The organism is Pseudomonas beijingensis (genome assembly GCF_030687295.1).
In the GTDB taxonomy this organism is placed as follows: domain Bacteria; phylum Pseudomonadota; class Gammaproteobacteria; order Pseudomonadales; family Pseudomonadaceae; genus Aquipseudomonas; species Aquipseudomonas beijingensis.
In genome coordinates this window covers 2,833,188-2,850,828 of sequence record NZ_CP117425.1, presented here as the reverse complement: position 1 = coordinate 2,850,828, position 17,641 = coordinate 2,833,188, and the positions used below count along the sequence as shown (strand labels likewise).

16 protein-coding genes are annotated in these 17,641 nt (G+C 53.0%); all 16 read right to left on the bottom strand.

What is annotated here, in order from left to right; translation table 11 throughout:
- Window positions 1–125 precede the first annotated feature (125 nt).
- The 16 genes from PSH84_RS12935 to serC all read right to left on the bottom strand — a co-directional run bounded on the left by PSH84_RS12935 (window position 126) and on the right by serC (window position 17,515).
- Window positions 126–638, bottom strand: coding sequence for an acyltransferase (locus PSH84_RS12935; RefSeq protein WP_305470288.1), 513 nt, complete (start codon window positions 636–638; stop codon window positions 126–128).
- A complete protein-coding gene (locus tag PSH84_RS12930) occupies window positions 635–1,927 on the bottom strand; it encodes a lipopolysaccharide biosynthesis protein (protein ID WP_305483024.1) in 1,293 nt (430 codons plus the stop codon). Before PSH84_RS12930 ends, PSH84_RS12935 begins: the two co-directional genes overlap by 4 nt.
- Window positions 1,927–3,054 carry a DegT/DnrJ/EryC1/StrS family aminotransferase gene (locus tag PSH84_RS12925; RefSeq protein ID WP_305470286.1) on the bottom strand — a complete coding sequence of 376 codons (1,128 nt, stop codon included), beginning with the start codon at window positions 3,052–3,054 and terminating at the stop codon, window positions 1,927–1,929. Before PSH84_RS12925 ends, PSH84_RS12930 begins: the two co-directional genes overlap by 1 nt.
- On the bottom strand, window positions 3,051–3,632 hold the full coding sequence (locus PSH84_RS12920; protein ID WP_122568953.1) for an acyltransferase: 582 nt from the start codon (window positions 3,630–3,632) through the stop codon (window positions 3,051–3,053). The genes PSH84_RS12925 and PSH84_RS12920 overlap by 4 nt, the downstream gene beginning before the upstream one ends.
- Window positions 3,633–3,639: 7 nt before the next feature.
- Window positions 3,640–4,590: a UDP-N-acetyl-2-amino-2-deoxy-D-glucuronate oxidase gene (wbpB, locus tag PSH84_RS12915; RefSeq protein WP_305470285.1), complete on the bottom strand. Its 951-nt coding sequence runs from the start codon at window positions 4,588–4,590 to the stop codon at window positions 3,640–3,642.
- Window positions 4,591–4,607: 17 nt separating this feature from the next.
- On the bottom strand, window positions 4,608–5,921 hold the full coding sequence (gene wbpA, locus PSH84_RS12910) for a UDP-N-acetyl-D-glucosamine 6-dehydrogenase (RefSeq protein WP_305470284.1): 1,314 nt from the start codon (window positions 5,919–5,921) through the stop codon (window positions 4,608–4,610).
- A 1,064-nt stretch (window positions 5,922–6,985) separates the two neighbouring features.
- Entirely contained in the window at window positions 6,986–8,044 is a 1,059-nt protein-coding gene (locus tag PSH84_RS12905) for an LPS O-antigen chain length determinant protein WzzB (protein WP_305470283.1), read from the bottom strand.
- A 175-nt stretch (window positions 8,045–8,219) separates the two neighbouring features.
- A complete protein-coding gene (locus PSH84_RS12900; protein WP_305470282.1) occupies window positions 8,220–8,444 on the bottom strand; it encodes a lipopolysaccharide assembly protein LapA domain-containing protein in 225 nt (74 codons plus the stop codon).
- A 26-nt stretch (window positions 8,445–8,470) separates the two neighbouring features.
- Window positions 8,471–8,767 (bottom strand): integration host factor subunit beta, encoded by a 297-nt coding sequence (gene ihfB / locus PSH84_RS12895; protein WP_003199243.1) that lies wholly within the window; start codon window positions 8,765–8,767, stop codon window positions 8,471–8,473.
- A gap of 144 nt (window positions 8,768–8,911) precedes the next feature.
- On the bottom strand, window positions 8,912–9,202 hold the full coding sequence (locus PSH84_RS12890; protein ID WP_305483023.1) for a hypothetical protein: 291 nt from the start codon (window positions 9,200–9,202) through the stop codon (window positions 8,912–8,914).
- Between the two features lie 274 nt (window positions 9,203–9,476).
- Window positions 9,477–11,168 (bottom strand): 30S ribosomal protein S1, encoded by a 1,692-nt coding sequence (gene rpsA, locus PSH84_RS12885; protein ID WP_053120388.1) that lies wholly within the window; start codon window positions 11,166–11,168, stop codon window positions 9,477–9,479.
- Between the two features lie 119 nt (window positions 11,169–11,287).
- The gene (gene cmk, locus PSH84_RS12880) at window positions 11,288–11,977 is read right to left on the bottom strand and encodes a (d)CMP kinase (RefSeq protein WP_122568957.1); all 690 of its coding nucleotides are present in this window, start codon (window positions 11,975–11,977) and stop codon (window positions 11,288–11,290) included.
- Window positions 11,974–14,181 (bottom strand): bifunctional prephenate dehydrogenase/3-phosphoshikimate 1-carboxyvinyltransferase, encoded by a 2,208-nt coding sequence (locus tag PSH84_RS12875; protein ID WP_305483167.1) that lies wholly within the window; start codon window positions 14,179–14,181, stop codon window positions 11,974–11,976. Before PSH84_RS12875 ends, cmk begins: the two co-directional genes overlap by 4 nt.
- Before the next feature lie 28 nt (window positions 14,182–14,209).
- Entirely contained in the window at window positions 14,210–15,322 is a 1,113-nt protein-coding gene (gene hisC / locus PSH84_RS12870; RefSeq protein ID WP_305483022.1) for a histidinol-phosphate transaminase, read from the bottom strand.
- 13 nt (window positions 15,323–15,335) lie between these two features.
- Window positions 15,336–16,430, bottom strand: coding sequence for a prephenate dehydratase (gene pheA, locus PSH84_RS12865; RefSeq protein ID WP_003199233.1), 1,095 nt, complete (start codon window positions 16,428–16,430; stop codon window positions 15,336–15,338).
- Window positions 16,430–17,515, bottom strand: coding sequence for a 3-phosphoserine/phosphohydroxythreonine transaminase (serC, locus tag PSH84_RS12860; RefSeq protein WP_305470279.1), 1,086 nt, complete (start codon window positions 17,513–17,515; stop codon window positions 16,430–16,432). The genes pheA and serC overlap by 1 nt, the downstream gene beginning before the upstream one ends.
- Between the last annotated feature and the right edge of the window lie 126 nt (window positions 17,516–17,641).

Genomic DNA, 17,641 nt, shown 5'->3' with positions numbered 1-17,641 from the left:
TCAAACTAAGCAAGCTTATCAACAGTCTCCACAACAAGCACGTCAGCAGAGCCGCATCTAATCCACAATCATAAATACATCATTAACCGCCAAAAAACCGCATTTCACACCGCAATACAAACCGACTATATAGCAGCACACGCTTTTCTCCTAATAAGCTTTGCGGGCACGCCACCCCAAATTTCATTGGGCGGAATGTTTTTCGTCACTACGGAGTTCGCCCCGACGACAGAGTTTTCACCTATGGTCACATCAGGGTTTATAAATACATTGGCGCCTACCCAGCAAAAATCTCCGATTTTTACATCTCCTTGCTTCGTCCCCACTGGAGGCTTGGAAAAATCAGAGTCTGCCATAGCGGAGCTCGTATAAATTCTTACGTTATGAGAAATTCGGCAATTAGCGCCAATTACCACAACACATTCTGACGCTGATTGTATAGTAGATAACTCACCAATATAGCTATTTCGACCACCCTCAATTCTACCTGGACCATAAAACTGAATATAGTAGCCATTAAATCTAAAAGTTTTATTCAACTCATACTGCTCTCGATACATCGCATAAGTTATCTTCCAACTCGTCGAGCGCATAACACTTACAAACTTCGACAGAGCCCGCACTAATAATCCCTTCACTTAGAAAGACTCCGCTTCAGGACAAACCGCATCGATGAAAAAACCTCAAACCATGGCATACTATAAACCCTCCACGAGAGCAGCCAAGCAAGCAAAAACAAAACACTCTCCGAAAGAGCATATGCCATAGCCGCACCTTTAATTCCGAGCAACTTCACAAGAAACATCGTAGCGACAATAGAAAACACCCCAGTGAATATTGTCACAATGGAAACATTGCTCGTTCTCGAGGAGAAAAAAAAGAACCCCGCGATCGAAAAATACATCCCCTTGAACATCTGCCCAAGAAAAAACCAGAACACAATTTCCTGTGCCCTAAGAAACTCAGCCCCAACCATATCCGTAAAAAACAGCTTACAAAAGAAAGTCGCCATTAATGCCATTAACAAAAAACATAACCACACGAGATAAGTAACACCCACAATTTCCATTCTCGATCCGGCAGTATTCTCTTTCAGTTTTCCATATAACCACGGGCCGTAGACCTTAACGAAAGCATCAGCTACCAAGCCCAAAATAAGCCCAAACTGTAGCGCCAGTGTATAAATACCTACCGATTCAACACCTAACATATTTGCAATAACAAAACGGTCGGCAACCACCATTACCAAACCACCAACCACATGTGGAATAAGCGGCACTCCAAATCGAAGAGCATCCCCGACCGCCCCTTCTTTGGAGGAAGGAAGAGCAGCCTCTTTGCTTTTAATGAGCCAAAATAACGCTACACTACCAAATATCAAGACTGCGAAAATCTGCCCTAATACTATACCCTCCCAAACCATCAAAAAACCGAATATAAGCACTAATGAACAGCCGGCATTCGTTAAGCCCTGCAGCACTTGAAAAGATCCATACTTTTTTGCCGCGCGGCTCACTTGCCATAAAGTGAGCTTTACATTAACTATAAATTGAGCACCGGAAACGAGGACAGCAGCGAGTAACCACTCAAAAGGCACACCAGTCGGTTTAACTAACCATTTTCCAAATATCCCAACCACCAGGAAAACCGCGATAGTACTTACAGCAAGTATAATAAGACATCCACCCACGTAACGCGCCAAAGAGAGCTTATCCAACTCAAAATAGCGCGCAGCAACCGCTCCATGTACACTCAACCCTGTGAAGGCACCAAACAAACTCACCATCACGCCAAACATAGCAACCACACCGTAGTCAGCTGGTGTCAGCACACGAGTGAGAAACGGAAGCAAGAGAAACGGAATTCCGGCGTTAACTATATTGGCCGCAAGGAAAATACCGGCATTGCCGAATAACTTCCTAATCATTACCTGTTACTTTCACAATCATGAGAGACGTGCTCTAGCGCTTCCCTTAACCCCGCCCACACATGATTAATAATTTCAGATGCATCGGGACTCATCGGCAAACTCAATACTCTTTTTGCTACTGCAGTGGAAACTGGTGTGTCGATCGCAAGACCGTAACCCCGGTAGATGGGCTGCTCGTTCAAGGGTACAGGGTAGTGTATCGCTGTAGGGATACCCTTCAAACTAAGCAATTCCTGAAGAGTTTCTCGATTCTCTATCAAAACCGTGTACTGAGCAAATACACTTGTCCGATCCGCTTTCTGCCGAACTCGTTCCACACCCAACTCATCCATCATTTTGTTATAGGTACTACCTATTTCTATACGCTGAGCGACCTCCCAATCAAAACGCTCAAGTTTAGCCAAGACGATGGCACACTGCAGCGTATCCATTCGACCGCCTAAACCAATACGGGTATGCCAGTAACGCTTACTTTGTCCATGAATCCGAATTTCCCGACACGTTTGAGCAATCGAATCATCCGATGTAAAAATCGCACCGCCATCTCCGTAGCATCCCAGCGGTTTACTTGGAAAAAAACTAGTGCAACCAATAGTAGACAAGTTGCAGCTCTTTTTGCCTCTGTAATCAGCTCCAAAACTTTGTGCAGCATCTTCTATTACTGGTATATTTCCGTAGCGAGCCGCAATAGCATTTATTTCATCCATATCTGAAGGCTGACCATAAAGGCTTACAGGCATAATTATTTTTGTTTTGCTTGTAATTGCCGCCTCTAATTGCGTCACGTCGATATTGCAAGTAAGTGGATCTATATCAATGAAAACGGGTATTGCCCCTAACAGAACGATGACTTCTGCAGTAGCCGCAAAGGTGAATGGAGTTGTCACTACCTCGTCACCAGGTCCCACACCTAAAGCCATTAAACTAATGAGTAGTGCGTCAGTACCGCTGGAGACTGTTATGCAGTGTTTGGCACCTGTGTAGACAGAAAGCCGCGACTCAAGTTCTGCAACTTCAGGCCCCATAATGTATTGCCCATGCTCAAGAACGTTATTAATCCGGCACTGAATGTTTTCCTTCAATGCCTCATACTGAGTTCTTAAATCAACGAAAGGGATGCTCATGCGCCAGTGCACTCCAGATAGCCAGCAACTAATTTATAACGTTGTGCTGTGTGAGGACATGTATACGTCCCCTCTCCAGCAAGGCCGAGTGGTACCCTCTCTCCTTGCTGACTGATCCAGCCGATCTGCTTAGCTGGCACACCGGCCACCAATGCGTAGGGCTTGACATCCCGATTAACAACCGCACCTGCGGCAACGAATGCGTACTCACCAATCGTTACGCCACATACAATAGTACAGTTAGCACCTAACGTGGCACCTTGCTTAACCAACGTATCCCTATATTCATCTTTGCGAGAAACTGCGCTACGTGGATTATATACGTTGGTAAATACCATGCTCGGGCCGCAGAAAACATCATCTTCGAGAGTGACGTTATCGTAGACTGACACATTATTTTGAATTTTTACGTTATTACCTATAACAACACAATTACCCACAAACACGTTCTGACCAAGCGAACAATCTTCACCGATACGCGCACCCGAACAAACATGAACAAAATGCCATATGCGCGACCCGCTTCCGATCTCGGCGCCTGGATCCACGATAGCGGAAGGGTGTAACTGATAGTTCATAGATTGCTCATCTGTTCAAGTTTTGAAGAAACGGGTGACCTTCATCATCCCGAACACTGCAAATCATTGAAGATCGAATACTTTCAACCGTCTCGACACAGTGCCGGGCATCCTCAAGGCCATAACCACGCCCCGCAAGTATTTCCTCATAACTTACAGTGTGAAGATCCGTAAACCCCTCAGAAAACTCCATTTCTTCGGCATCGACTGTGATCGAGCGATAGGTAGGCTTTTTGCCTTTCACCGCTTCCGGCAGATCGTTGGCATCAATTGATAGAAACCACCGCACGCGAGCCTTCTCGTATTCCAGATAACCGGCTGCCTTATATTCACTATTAAAGTGAACGACGCTTCTCTGAAGCTTCCCAAATATAAAATGCAGCATATCGTAGAAATGCACACCAATATTGGTAGCCACGCCATAGGACTTACGTGGATCGCCCTTCCAGCTTTCCATATACCACTTACCCCGCGAAGTGATATAGGTAAGCTCTACATCATGCTTATGCTCAAGGAATTCTCGAGAAACTTCATCCTTGAGTTTGATAATTGCCTGGTGATGACGCAATTGTAGGATATTGTATACTTGGCGCCCCGTTTCCTGCTCAATTAGAACAAGCTCATCAAGACACTCCGACGTTGGCACCAACGGCTTTTCACAAATAACGTCGCACCCCAAACGCAACCCCGCAGCGATATGGGCCTTATGAAGATAATTAGGCGAACATACAGCTACATAATTTAATGCCTGGGCGGGATCTCGCTTCAAATTCCAAGCATGTTCATAAAAGCGCTCAAACTCAGTAAAAAACTCACTCTGAGGTGAAATACTATCAATTATACCAACTGAATCATTAATATCATAAGCGGAGACCAGCTCATGACCTGTATCCTTGATTGCACGCATATGACGTGGAGCTATATAACCCGCTGCACCAATTAGAGCAAAACGTTTCAAGATCACCTCTCCAGCAATCAAGCTTTAATGATATGTTTTTCTGAGATTCGATATTTTCCACGCGTATCAATTAATAAATTTGAGTGCTTAGAAATAAAGCTGTAATCAAACCCATCATGATCCGTCGCCAAAATCACCGCATCAAAGCTGGCGATATTTTCGGCCGAAAGCGTCTCACTTACAAGATTAAAATTATGCTCTCGCATTTTTGGAAAAACAGGGACATGCGGATCGCTGTAGGCAACTACCCCACCTTTAGCTGCAACTAACTCCATAATTTCCACAGAGGGAGACTCTCGCATATCGTCGACATTTTTTTTGTAAGCAATACCCAAAACTAATACTCGACTATTCTTAAGCGCCTTGCCTCGGTCATTCAGTCCATCCATCAACTTGTTTACAACATATTCAGGCATCGCTTTATTGACCTCACCCGACAATTCAATAAATCGGGTATGCAGGCCATATTCACGAGCCTTCCAGGTCAGATAAAATGGATCAATTGGGATACAGTGCCCCCCCAAGCCAGGCCCTGGGTAATAGGCCGTGAAGCCAAACGGCTTGGTCGCTGCGGCGTCAACAACCTCAAAAATATCTATCCCCATCCGGTCAGCCACGACCTTCATTTCATTAACCAAACCAATATTCACAGCTCGATGTATATTTTCCAACAACTTTGTCATTTCCGCAGTTTTGGTTGAACTGACGGATACAATCTTATCAATAGCATGTTCGTACAACGCTATTCCCACCTCAAGGCAAGCCGGGGTATGCCCACCGATCACCTTAGGTATCGTACGTGTTTCGAAATTTGGATTGCCTGGATCCTCACGCTCAGGTGAGTAAACTAAAAAAATATCCTGTCCAACGCGCAGACCACCCTCCTCCACGCGTGGCAGTAACTCCTCTTCAGTTGTACCCGGGTAAGTGGTGCTCTCCAGAGAAACAATTTGCCCCGGACGAAGAAAAGGTTTAAGAGCGTTTGTAGTATTAATCACAAAGCTCATATCAGGTTCACGATACTTATTTAAAGGAGTAGGCACACATAGGATCAAGGCATCACATTCCGCAACACGCGTGAAGTCGACCGTTGCTTCAAAACCACTTTGGCGTGCAAGGAAAACCTTTTCACTGGAAATATGTTCGATATAGCTTTTCCCTGAATTCAACGCCTCTACTTTTGAAACATCAATATCTATACCTAGCACTTTGAAACCAATAGCGTTATATCGAAGCATCAGAGGCAGACCGACGTAGCCGAGGCCCACTATGCCGATAACGGCCTCTTTATTCTTAAATTTGGCGACGCTCGCCTGCTTCAAGCTTGACATCAAACACAACTCCCTATTTTTTGTAACCAAGCGTTTTTGACAGGGGGCTATCCCCTCATTTTTACGCTTCTGTTTTGTTCAGTTAACCCATATAGGCACATTATTGCCTTAGCATTTACTACCGCTTCTTGAAACGCCTGATCCACCAGGTCATCAGACCTCATGCGGGGACATGGACGCCCACATCAAAAGTTAATAGCTTTTAGCCATCAGCAACCGGCCGCTTGCTGATTAAGCGCTCTACTCCGCTCAGACACAATTTTCGATTTCATCGTCATGAAGATATCATTCATGCCAATAAAATTCTATTGACTCTTCATGACCTAGCTCACCCCTGGATAGATACAATCTCAATCCGATTGACAAATGACTGCAATGGTCAAAATTTTGTCGGCCCTGAGCGAGATTCAGCAAAATAAGTACCTCGATCCCTTTGGACGAAGCGAATAAATCTCTGCACAAGCTGAAAATCGTAAAGGCGAGCCCCAAAAAAAATGGCGCGCCACCCAAGCACACCAAACCTCAACCGGCATCACACTGGATGCCTATCCACATTTCACATCGTTCCATTAAATTGATCTCACAGGTCATCTCCACCCATATGAAATGAAATTAACCCAGCATAAGTCTTATTGAATCAGGGAACACGTGATTGACATCAAACATTACTCGCTCCCTGAAAATGATAACTCAACTTTGGAGAAAAGCTTAGATGCAACTGTAGCAGCGCCGAACGCAATCGCGAGCAAGAACCATCCCAAATATCATTAGATTATTTAGAGTACTGGATGTATGCGTCTCTACAACAAAATGAGCTTGTATGAATACATGTCAACTTAGAACGTACTAAAAACACCTTAAAAAAGTGGATATCTGTAGCAACTAAGGGAGGCCGCTACTGATCCAAGAGTGAGACATCGAGCTGATCGCGTCAAACGCAGCACTGGAGTTTTATGAGCAACCTATAAAATAAAAAATGACAACTGAATCGCGAGATTTAGCAAACCCCGCGGACTCATTTGACGATGCTCACTTCATTTATCGGGACAATTGGCGCTATATAATTAATGATTCACTCTTTCATGCACATTAGCACGCGCCAGAAAAAACCGAATCAAAGCCACAAACCCACCAAACAGAAGACCAATGATTACGCCCACACCAAGAATAAAAATCTTCCTGGGCTTTATAGGACTCTCAGGCACTTCAACACTACCATCTTGCCGATAAACCGAGATATTTTCGGGATCAACATTTAACTTTCGGTAAAAGTTGTATCGCATCTGCAATGACCGTAAATCCGATATAAAAGCATCGTCTGAGGCACGAGACTCCAAAGCATTAATTTCGGCAGCCAACGCTTTGCTTCCCCGTTGGTAATCCATCTTACTACCAGCCTCTACGGTTATATCAATTGCGGCTGTAGATTTTATTGCCGGGCCGGTTAGCCCTATGGACTCAGCTATTTTCAGCGCCTCACGAAGCTGCTGAATACGATCTTCGCGTATACGCTGTGCATTTTCACGCAAGCTGATAATCCGCTGCTCCAAATTTCGAGCTCTCACCGCTGCTTCGGCAGTTACGTTCTTAACTAACTCCAGCTCGGCAGCTTCGCTGGCGCGCGATACATAAGCCTTGATCCATTCTGTGGCCTTCACGGGATCGCCCCCCTGAACAGTTACAGAATATCGATCCGGAGCATCCTTACTCCCACCTTTTATAACCAGCTGCTTAGAAAAACCCTCATACAATCGATCCATTGCCCCCTGACGCGCTTGCTCAGAGAGAGAGGGGAGATAGATATCATTAAAAAACTTCTGGCGAAGTGACTCTCCTTGTAAATTTCGGGTAAAAACACCGTACACATATCCGATCGAATAAGGGTCAAGCTCTGTGCTTTTCCCACGCCCATAATTCAGCTCAGCGATGCCGTTCTGAGTTGGAGGTACAATAAAAACCTTCGCTTCATAGACAGGTTTTGCGAGAAAGGCATAAACGCCGAAACCGGCAGCTATCAAGATAGTAACGCTCAGTATGAGCCATTTTTGATTCCAAAGACTTTGAATAAGCTCAATCAGATCTACTTCATCAGCTCTACGAATATCATCACGATCATTTTGCATAAAGAGCCTCGCTGGCAGTAAACACAACACCCCCATCAAAAGGTAAGGCACGCGAGCTCTCTGTAAATAAAGCTGTAGATGGAATCAAAGTAAATTCGAACAAAACGCCCCCCATAGTCAGAACAAAGTTATTGGCCGTGATCCTTACACCAAGACTACTGGGCTCACATATCCATTATTTTGCCCGTCTGCGCATTCCCAGGAACCACGCAAGCGACGGCCCGGCTATCATACCAGCGAGAAGCGCCAGGATCACGAAAACCGAGACAGGAAGCTGCGGAGCTGACCAGCCCAGAAACAGGAGCGCAACCGGCTGGTTGTTTTCAAGCACGAACAAGACGATAGCTGAGGCCACGAGCAGCGCAAGTACGACCAGGGCCAAGCGTTTAAAGTTCCGCATGAGAATTCCTTTGCTTTAGTGCTGCGTCAGAGCTCATCGCCCTCCTCCTCATTCACCCGATCCCTAAGCTCTTTGCCTGGCTTGAAATGAGGAACAAACTTGCCGTCAAGGCTGACGGACTGACCGGTCTTCGGATTGCGCCCAACCCGTGGGGCGCGGTAATGCAGGGAAAAGCTGCCGAAGCCACGGATCTCGATGCGATCACCCGTAGCCAGGCACTGGGACATTTGTTCAAGCATGGTCTTGATGGCCAGTTCCACATCCTTGGATGAGAGTAGCCCTTGATGGGTGACAATTCGTTCGATCAACTCCGACTTCGTCATATTTTTCCCTTCTTTTTCAAGCAGCTAGGAAAATCGCTTGAAAAGGTTTTAGCATGACCGGAGGGATTTGAACAGCCCAAGTATTGACATTCCTCTATTACTCCCTTGCCGCTTCCTTCCATGCAGACGGGGAGGTTTCTCAAGCTACCGGCAAATGACCAGCATCGTACGAGTAAGATAGCCAGCCGGATTGAAACCAAAGGGGTACTGATCGTCATCTTTGGCGTCGTCTGATCGGGTAATGACCTTGTAGCCAGCGCCCTTGCACTCCCTTGCGGCTCTCTTATGGCACTTCTCCCAGCCAGAGCCCAACCCTGAGCAGTCGACCTCGATACCGCTGACACCACGCACTGCGTGGGTCTTGGCGCTTGTGGTGCAACCTGCCAATGCCAATGCCAATGCCAATGCCGCGAATACCAGGATGAGCCTGTTCATTCATCTCCTTAAATATCCAATACTCGACTGGGTGGTGCATGACCTGGCGCTATCGCGAGCAAGCTCGCTCCCACATTGTTCCGGAGAGCCACGACATCTGTAGTCCAGCCTTGATAGATGCTTGATCCACTTAAAGAAAGAGACAGCCGGGTTGCAGGATTGGTTTCACAGCGAGACCAGACAGCGTAAGTGAAACGAGCAAAGCCGGGCTTCCCGAATCGCGCCCACAAAAAAGGGCGACCGAAGTCGCCCTTTTTCTATGGTCTGACAGAACTCAGTTCTGTTTTTCCATTTGTGCACGCAGCAGGTCACCCAGAGTGGTAGGACCAGCAGCAATGTCAGCGGCTGGCTTGTCGCGCAGGCTCTGGATTGCTTCTTTCTCTTCAGCATCGTCTTTCGACTTGATGGAGAGCTGGATTACGCGGCTCTTGCGGTCAACGCTGATGATCTTGGCTTCTACTTCTTCGCCTTCTTTCAGAACGTTGCGCGCGTCTTCAACGCGGTCACGGCTGATTTCGGAGGCTTTCAGAGTCGCTTCGATATCGTCGGCCAGGGTGATGATGGCGCCTTTGGCGTCAACTTCTTTCACGATGCCCTTAACGATTGCGCCTTTGTCGTTCTCTTGAACGTACTCGGAGAACGGATCGCTTTCCAGTTGCTTGATACCCAGGGAGATACGCTCGCGCTCTGGGTCAACCGACAGGATAACGGTGTCCAGCTCGTCGCCCTTCTTGAAACGGCGTACGGCTTCTTCGCCCACTTCGTTCCAGGAGATGTCGGACAGGTGAACCAGGCCGTCGATGCCGCCGTCCAGACCAATGAAGATACCGAAATCGGTGATCGACTTGATGGTGCCGGAGATTTTATCGCCCTTGTTGAACTGGCCAGAGAAGTCTTCCCATGGGTTGGACTTGCACTGCTTGATGCCGAGGGAGATACGACGACGCTCTTCGTCGATGTCCAGAACCATGACTTCCACTTCGTCGCCGACTTGTACGACTTTCGAAGGGTGGATGTTCTTGTTGGTCCAGTCCATTTCCGAAACGTGTACCAGGCCTTCAACGCCTTCTTCCAGCTCAGCGAAGCAGCCGTAGTCGGTGAGGTTGGTAACACGAGCGGTGACGCGGGTGCCTTCTGGGTAACGGGCTTTGATAGCAACCCATGGATCTTCACCCAGTTGCTTGAGGCCCAGGGAAACACGATTGCGCTCGCGATCGTACTTCAGAACCTTGACATCGATCTCGTCGCCAACGTTGACGATTTCCGAAGGATGCTTGATACGCTTCCAGGCCATGTCGGTGATGTGCAGCAGGCCATCGACGCCACCCAGATCGACGAATGCGCCGTAATCGGTGAGGTTCTTGACGATACCCTTGACCTGTTGGCCTTCCTGCAGCGATTCCAGCAGAGCTTCACGCTCGGCGGAGTTCTCGGCTTCCAGGACACTGCGACGGGAAACGACAACGTTGTTGCGCTTCTGGTCCAGCTTGATGACCTTGAATTCCAGCTCTTTGCCTTCCAGGTGCGTGGTGTCGCGCACTGGACGGACGTCAACCAGGGAACCTGGCAGGAACGCACGGATGCCGTTAACGTCGACAGTGAAGCCGCCTTTAACCTTACCGTTGATAACGCCCTTGACCACTTCCTCAGCTGCGAAGGCCGCTTCCAGAACGATCCAGCATTCAGCACGCTTGGCTTTTTCACGGGACAGCTTGGTTTCACCAAAGCCGTCTTCAACCGAGTCCAGCGCAACGTGAACTTCGTCACCGACGTTGATGTTCAGTTCGCCAGCGTCGTTGTAGAACTGCTCAAGCGGGATCAGCGCTTCAGACTTCAGACCAGCGTGAACGGTTACCCAGCGAGCCTGGTAATCGATATCAACGATAACGCCGGTGATGATGGAGCCTGCCTGAAGGTTCAGGGTTTTCAAGCTTTCTTCAAAGAGTTCCGCAAAGCTTTCGCTCATTTTAATTCCTGTTGATTAGGGCGAAGTAAACGCCCATCTCCACACCCCAGACGGTGTGGGTTAGTTTCATATAAAAGAAGCGCCGCAGGACTATGACTGGTCCCCTGCGGAGCTTCCTGTCACCCGGCGATATCGCGAAGCGCGATCTCGCTCATGATGCGTTGCAACACCTGATCAATGGACAACTCCGTGGAATCCAGCTGTATCGCATCGGCCGCCGGCTTTAGCGGGGCTACTGCGCGCTGGGTGTCACGCTCGTCGCGTGCACGGATCTCATCTAGCAGACTCGACAGACTAACATCCTCGCCTTTGCCCTTCAACTGCAAATATCGGCGGCGCGCCCGCTCCTCGGCGCTGGCAGTGAGGAAGATCTTCAGCGGCGCGTCGGGGAACACCACCGTGCCCATGTCGCGGCCATCAGCCACCAGCCCCGGCGGCTCCTGGAATGCACGCTGGCGTTGCAGCAAGGCTTCGCGCACCGCTGGCAGCGCGGCGACCTGGGAGGCCCCGGCGCCCACGCTTTCGGTACGGATGACGTCGCTGACTTCGTCGCCTTCCAGGATGATGCGCTGGAGCTGACCGTCGGTTGCCGCAATGAACTGCACGTCCAGATGAGCCGCCAGCGCCTTGAGCAATTCTTCATTGGTCAGGTCGACGCCATGGTTGGCGGCGGCGAACGCCAGCAGACGGTACAAGGCACCCGAATCGAGCAGGTTCCAGCCCAGCTGTTTGGCCAGGATCCCGGCGACAGTGCCCTTGCCTGAACCGCTTGGGCCATCGATGGTGATGACCGGTGCCTTGATGTTCACGACTGTGCCTCTTGTGCTACTCGGATACCGACCTGCGCGCACAGCGCCAGGAAGTTCGGGAACGACGTCGCGACGTTGGCGCAATCATGGATGCGAATCGGCGCGCTGGCGCGCAAAGACGCAACACTGAAAGCCATGGCGATGCGGTGATCACCGTGACCATGGACTTCGCCGCCGCCGATCTGGCCGCCGTCGATGATGATGCCGTCCGGCGTTGGCTGGCACTTGACACCCAAGGCCAACAAGCCGTCCGCCATCACTTGGATGCGATCCGATTCCTTGACCCGCAGTTCTTCGGCGCCGGTCAGCACGGTGCGCCCTTCTGCACAGGCGGCCGCCACGAACAACACCGGGAACTCGTCGATGGCCAGCGGAACCAGCGCTTCCGGAATCTCGATACCCTTGAGTTTAGCCGCTCGTACGCGCAGGTCGGCTACGGGTTCGCCGCCAACTTCACGTTGGTTTTCCAGGGTAATGTCAGCGCCCATCAGGCGCAGGATGTCGATCACACCGGTGCGGGTCGGGTTGATGCCGACGTGCTCGAGCACCAGGTCGGAGCCTTCGGCGATCGAGGCGGCCACCAGAAAGAACGCCGACGATGAGATATCGCCCGGCACTTCGATATGGGTCGCAGTCAGCTTACTGCCAGACTCGACCGACGCCGTGGCGCCATCCACCGTGACCGGGTAGCCGAAGCCGCGCAGCATGCGCTCGGTGTGGTCGCGGGTCGGGGCCGGTTCGGTGACGGTGGTCTTGCCTTCGGCGTAGAGACCGGCCAGCAGCAGGCAGGATTTCACCTGGGCGCTGGCCATTGGCATGGTGTAGGTCAGGCCCTTGAGCTTGTTGCCACCACGGATGGTCATCGGCGGACGACCATCGGCTGCCGTCTCGATGACCGCGCCCATTTCCCGCAACGGGTTGGCGACGCGATTCATCGGGCGCTTGGACAGCGAGGCGTCACCGGTCAAGGTGCTGTCGAAGTCCTGCGCTGCCAACAAGCCGGACAACAGGCGCATCGAGGTCCCGGAGTTACCCAGGTAGATCGGCCCCGGGGCGGGCTTGAGGCCGTGCAGGCCGACACCATGGATGGTCACGCGACCGTGGTGCGGACCTTCGATGACCACCCCCATGTCGCGAAACGCTTGCAGCGTCGCCAGGGCGTCTTCGCCCTCGAGGAAACCTTCCACCTCGGTCACGCCGTCGGCCAGGGAGCCGAGCATGATCGAACGATGGGAAATCGATTTATCGCCCGGTACACGAATACGCCCACTCAGGGAGCCACCAGGTTGTGCCAGGAAAATCAGATCGTTGGAGTTCATAGCGTCCACATAGGCCCGACGGGCCAGGATTTTACTGAAATGCTCGCGGGCCACCCTGGCGCGTGTGAAAACGCCCAGCAATTGGTGCCCGTCCCCTGCATCGACCGCGTCGCGCAAGGCGTCGAGGTCGCTGCGAAATGTATCGAGTGTGCGCAAGACAGCTTCGCGGTTGGCGAGGAAGATGTCGTGCCACATGACCGGGTCGCTTCCGGCGATTCTCGTGAAATCGCGGAAACCGCCGGCAGCGTAACGGAAGATCTCAAGATTTTCATTGCGTTTGGCCAATGAATCCACCAGGCCGAACGCCAACAGGTGCGGCAGATGGCTGGTAGCCGCCAACACTTCATCGTGACGCTCTACCTGCATGTGCTCGACATCGGCGCCCAGTTCGCGCCACAAACGGTCCACCACCGCCAGCGCAGCCGGGTCGGTCTGCTCCAGCGGAGTCAATATCACTTTGTGACGACGAAACAGTTCCGCATTGGAGGCTTCAACCCCGCTCTGCTCGGAACCGGCAATCGGATGGCCGGGCACAAAGCGCGCCGGCATCCCGCCGAAAGCCTCGGTGGCAGCGCGCACGACGTTGCCCTTGGCACTGCCGACGTCGGTCAGGATCGCTTGCCCCAAACTCATGGTCGCCAGGCGCGCCAGCAGTTTTTCCATGGCCAGGATCGGCACCGCCAGCTGGATCACGTCCGCGCCTTGGCAAGCAATCGCCAGGTCATCCTCGCAGAGATCGACCACACCCAGCTCCACCGCCAGCTTGCGCGACTGCGGATCCAGGTCGACACCGACCACCTCGCGGCACAGGCCGCTTTCACGCAAGCCCTTGGCAAACGAACCGCCAATCAACCCCAGGCCGACCACTACCAGGCGACCGATCATAGGGGCAACAGGTTGCAGTGAAGTGACATCAACCACGAGCCAGAACCTTGCTCAACGCCTCAAGGAAACGGCTGTTCTCCGCTGGCAGGCCGATGGTGATGCGCAAGTGGTTCGGCATGCCGTAATTGGCCACCGGACGCACAATCACACCTTCGCGCAACAGCCCCTGATACACCGGCGCGGCGACACGTCCCAGGTCGACACAGATGAAGTTGCCTTTGGATGGAATCCAGCCTAAGCCCAGCTCACGCAGCCCGGCTTCCAACTGCTCCATGCCGGCCGAGTTGAGGCGACGGCTTTCAGCCAGGTAGGCTTCATCCTGCAATGCGGCGCAGGCGGCGGCCAGGGCGAAGCTGTTGACGTTGAACGGCTGGCGCACGCGGTTCAGCACATCGGCCACCACCGCGGTGGACAAGCCGTAGCCGACCCGCAGCGAAGCCAGGCCATAAGCTTTGGAGAACGTGCGCGAAACCAGCAGGTTCGGGTAGGCGGCGAGGAAATCCAGGCCATCGGGCAAATCGCTGCCTTCGGCGTATTCGATGTAGGCCTCGTCCAGCACCACCAACACGTGCGCGGGCACGTCTTGAAGGAAGTCATCCAGGGCCTGGGCATCGAACCAGGTGCCGGTCGGGTTGTTCGGGTTGGCAATGAAGACCACGCGGGTGTTGGCGTCGATAGCCGCCAACATGGCCGGCAGGTCGTGCCCCCAGTCCTTGGCCGGAACCACATGGGCATCCGCGCCGACGGCCTGGGTCGCGATCGGGTAGACCGCGAACGCGTGCTCGCTGAACACCGCGTTGAGACCTGGCGCCAGGTACGCACGGGCGACCAACTCAAGAATGTCGTTGGAACCGTTGCCCAGCGTCACCTGGTTCAGCTCGACGCCACAGCGCTCGGCCAGCAGGCTCTTCAGTGCAAAGCCGTTGCCATCGGGGTAACGGGTCAGCTCGGCCAGTTCGTCGCGGATCGCCGCCAGCGCCTTGGGGCTCGCGCCCAACGGGTTTTCGTTGCTCGCCAACTTGACGATGCTGGCCGGATCCAGGTCCAGCTCACGGGCCAGTTCGTCCACGGGCTTGCCCGGAACGTAAGGCGAGAGTTGTTGCACGCCTGGCTGAGCCAGAGCGAGGAAGTTGCCACTCATTTGCTATCCGCCCTTAAAGAACTGCCTTGGGGTAGGAACCCAGCACCTTGAGTGCCACTGCTTCCTGACTGATTTTCTCCAGCACACCTTTTACCAGCGGATCGCGGTGGTGGCCGACGAAATCGATGAAGAACACGTAGGTCCATTTACCGCTGCGCGACGGACGGGTCTCGATCCGCGTCAGGTCGATACCGTTGTCATGGAACGGCACCAGCAGCTCATGGAGCGCGCCGGGCTTGTTGCTCATGGACACGATGATCGAGGTCTTGTCGTCGCCGGTTGGCGGGACTTCCTGGCTGCCGATCATCAGGAACCGCGTGGAGTTGTCCGGGCGATCCTCGATTTTTTCCGCCAGGCGCGTCAGCCCGTAGAGGCCAGCCGCCATGTCGCCGGCAATCGCCGCCGAGTTCCACTCACCCTTGACCCGCTTGGCCGCCTCGGCGTTGCTCGAGACCGCCACGCGCTCGACGTTCGGGTAATGGGCGTCCAGCCACTTGCGGCACTGGGCCAACGACTGGGCGTGGGAATAGATCCGGCTGATGCTGTCGGTCTTGGTGTTCTCGCCCACCAGCAGGTGGTGGTGGATGCGCAGCTCGACTTCGCCACAGATCACCATGTCGTGCTCGAGGAAGCTGTCCAGCGTGTGGTTGACCGCGCCTTCGGTGGAGTTCTCCACCGGCACCACGCCAAAATTCACCGCGCCGGCGGCGACTTCACGGAACACTTCGTCGATGGCCGCCATCGGCTTGCTGATCACGGCGTGACCGAAGTGCTTCATGGCGGCTGCCTGGGTAAACGTGCCTTCCGGCCCCAGGTAGGCGACTTTCAGCGGCTGCTCGAGGGCCAGGCACGACGACATGATTTCGCGGAACAAGCGCGCCATCTCTTCGTTGCCCAGCGGCCCCTTGTTGCGCTCCATGACACGCTTGAGCACCTGCGCTTCACGCTCGGGGCGATAGAACACCGGCACTTCGCCTTCAGCCAGGGAGGCCATCTTCACCCGGGCGACTTCCTGGGCGCAGCGCGCGCGCTCGCTGATCAGCTCCAGGACTTTTTCGTCCAGGGCGTCGATGCGCAGGCGCAGCGCTTTGAGTTCTTGCTCAGACATCAGCCATGTTCCTTCTCGAACTCTGCCATGTAGGCGATCAACGCATTGACGGCGTTGATGTCGACGGCGTTGTAGATGGAGGCGCGCATGCCACCGACCGAACGGTGACCCTTGAGGTTCAGCAGGCCACGCTCGTCGGCACCGGCCAGGAACGGCTTGTCGAGACGGTCGTCGGCCAGGCGGAACGGCACGTTCATCCACGAGCGATCAGTCTTGTTGATCGGGTTGCTGTAGAGGCCACTGGCGTCAATAAAGTCATACAGCGTGCGCTGCTTCACTTCGTTGAGCTTGCCGATGGCTTCGACACCGCCCTGCTCTTTCAACCATTCGAACACCAGGCCGGACAGGTACCAGGCCAGGGTCGGCGGGGTGTTGTACATCGAGCCGTTGTCGGCCGCGACCTTGTAGTTGAGCATGGTCGGGCACAGGGAACGGGCGCGACCCAGCAGGTCTTCACGAATGATGCTGACCAGGATGCCGCTTGGGCCGATGTTCTTCTGGGCACCCGCGTAGATCATGCCGAAACGGGAGATATCCACAGGGCGCGAGAGGATGTCCGAGGACATGTCGGCCACCAAGGGCACGTCGCCGGTTTCCGGGATCCAGTTGAATTCCAGGCCACCGATGGTTTCGTTCGGCGCGTAGTGCACGTACGCCGCGTCCTTGGACAGTTCCCACTCGTTCTGGCCGGGAATCGCGAAGTAGTCGTAGGGCTTGGCGGTGGCCGCCACGTTGACGTGCCCGTAGCGCGAAGCTTCTTCAATGGCTTTCTGCGACCAGATGCCGGTGTCGATGTAGTCGGCCTTGCCGTTTTCCGGCAGCAGGTTCAACGGGATCTGGGCGAACTGCTGGCTGGCGCCACCTTGCAGGAACAGCACCTTGTAATTGGACGGGATGTTCAGCAGATCACGCAGGTCCTGCTCGGCCTTGGTGGCAATGGACACGAACTCATCGCTGCGATGGCTCATTTCCATGACCGACAGGCCCTTGCCGTGCCAGTCGAGAAGTTCGCCCTGGGCACGCTTCAGGACCGCCTCAGGAAGCGCCGCCGGGCCGGCACAGAAGTTATAGGCTCTCTTGCTCACATCCAATCTCGCTCTGATCTGGTGGTTCACGCAATTAATACGGTATCAGGTGGTGCGCATTGTGGACCTAGGGCGGGCGAGCAAAGGTGTGGGAGCAAGGCTTGCCCGCGATAGCAGACTGTCATC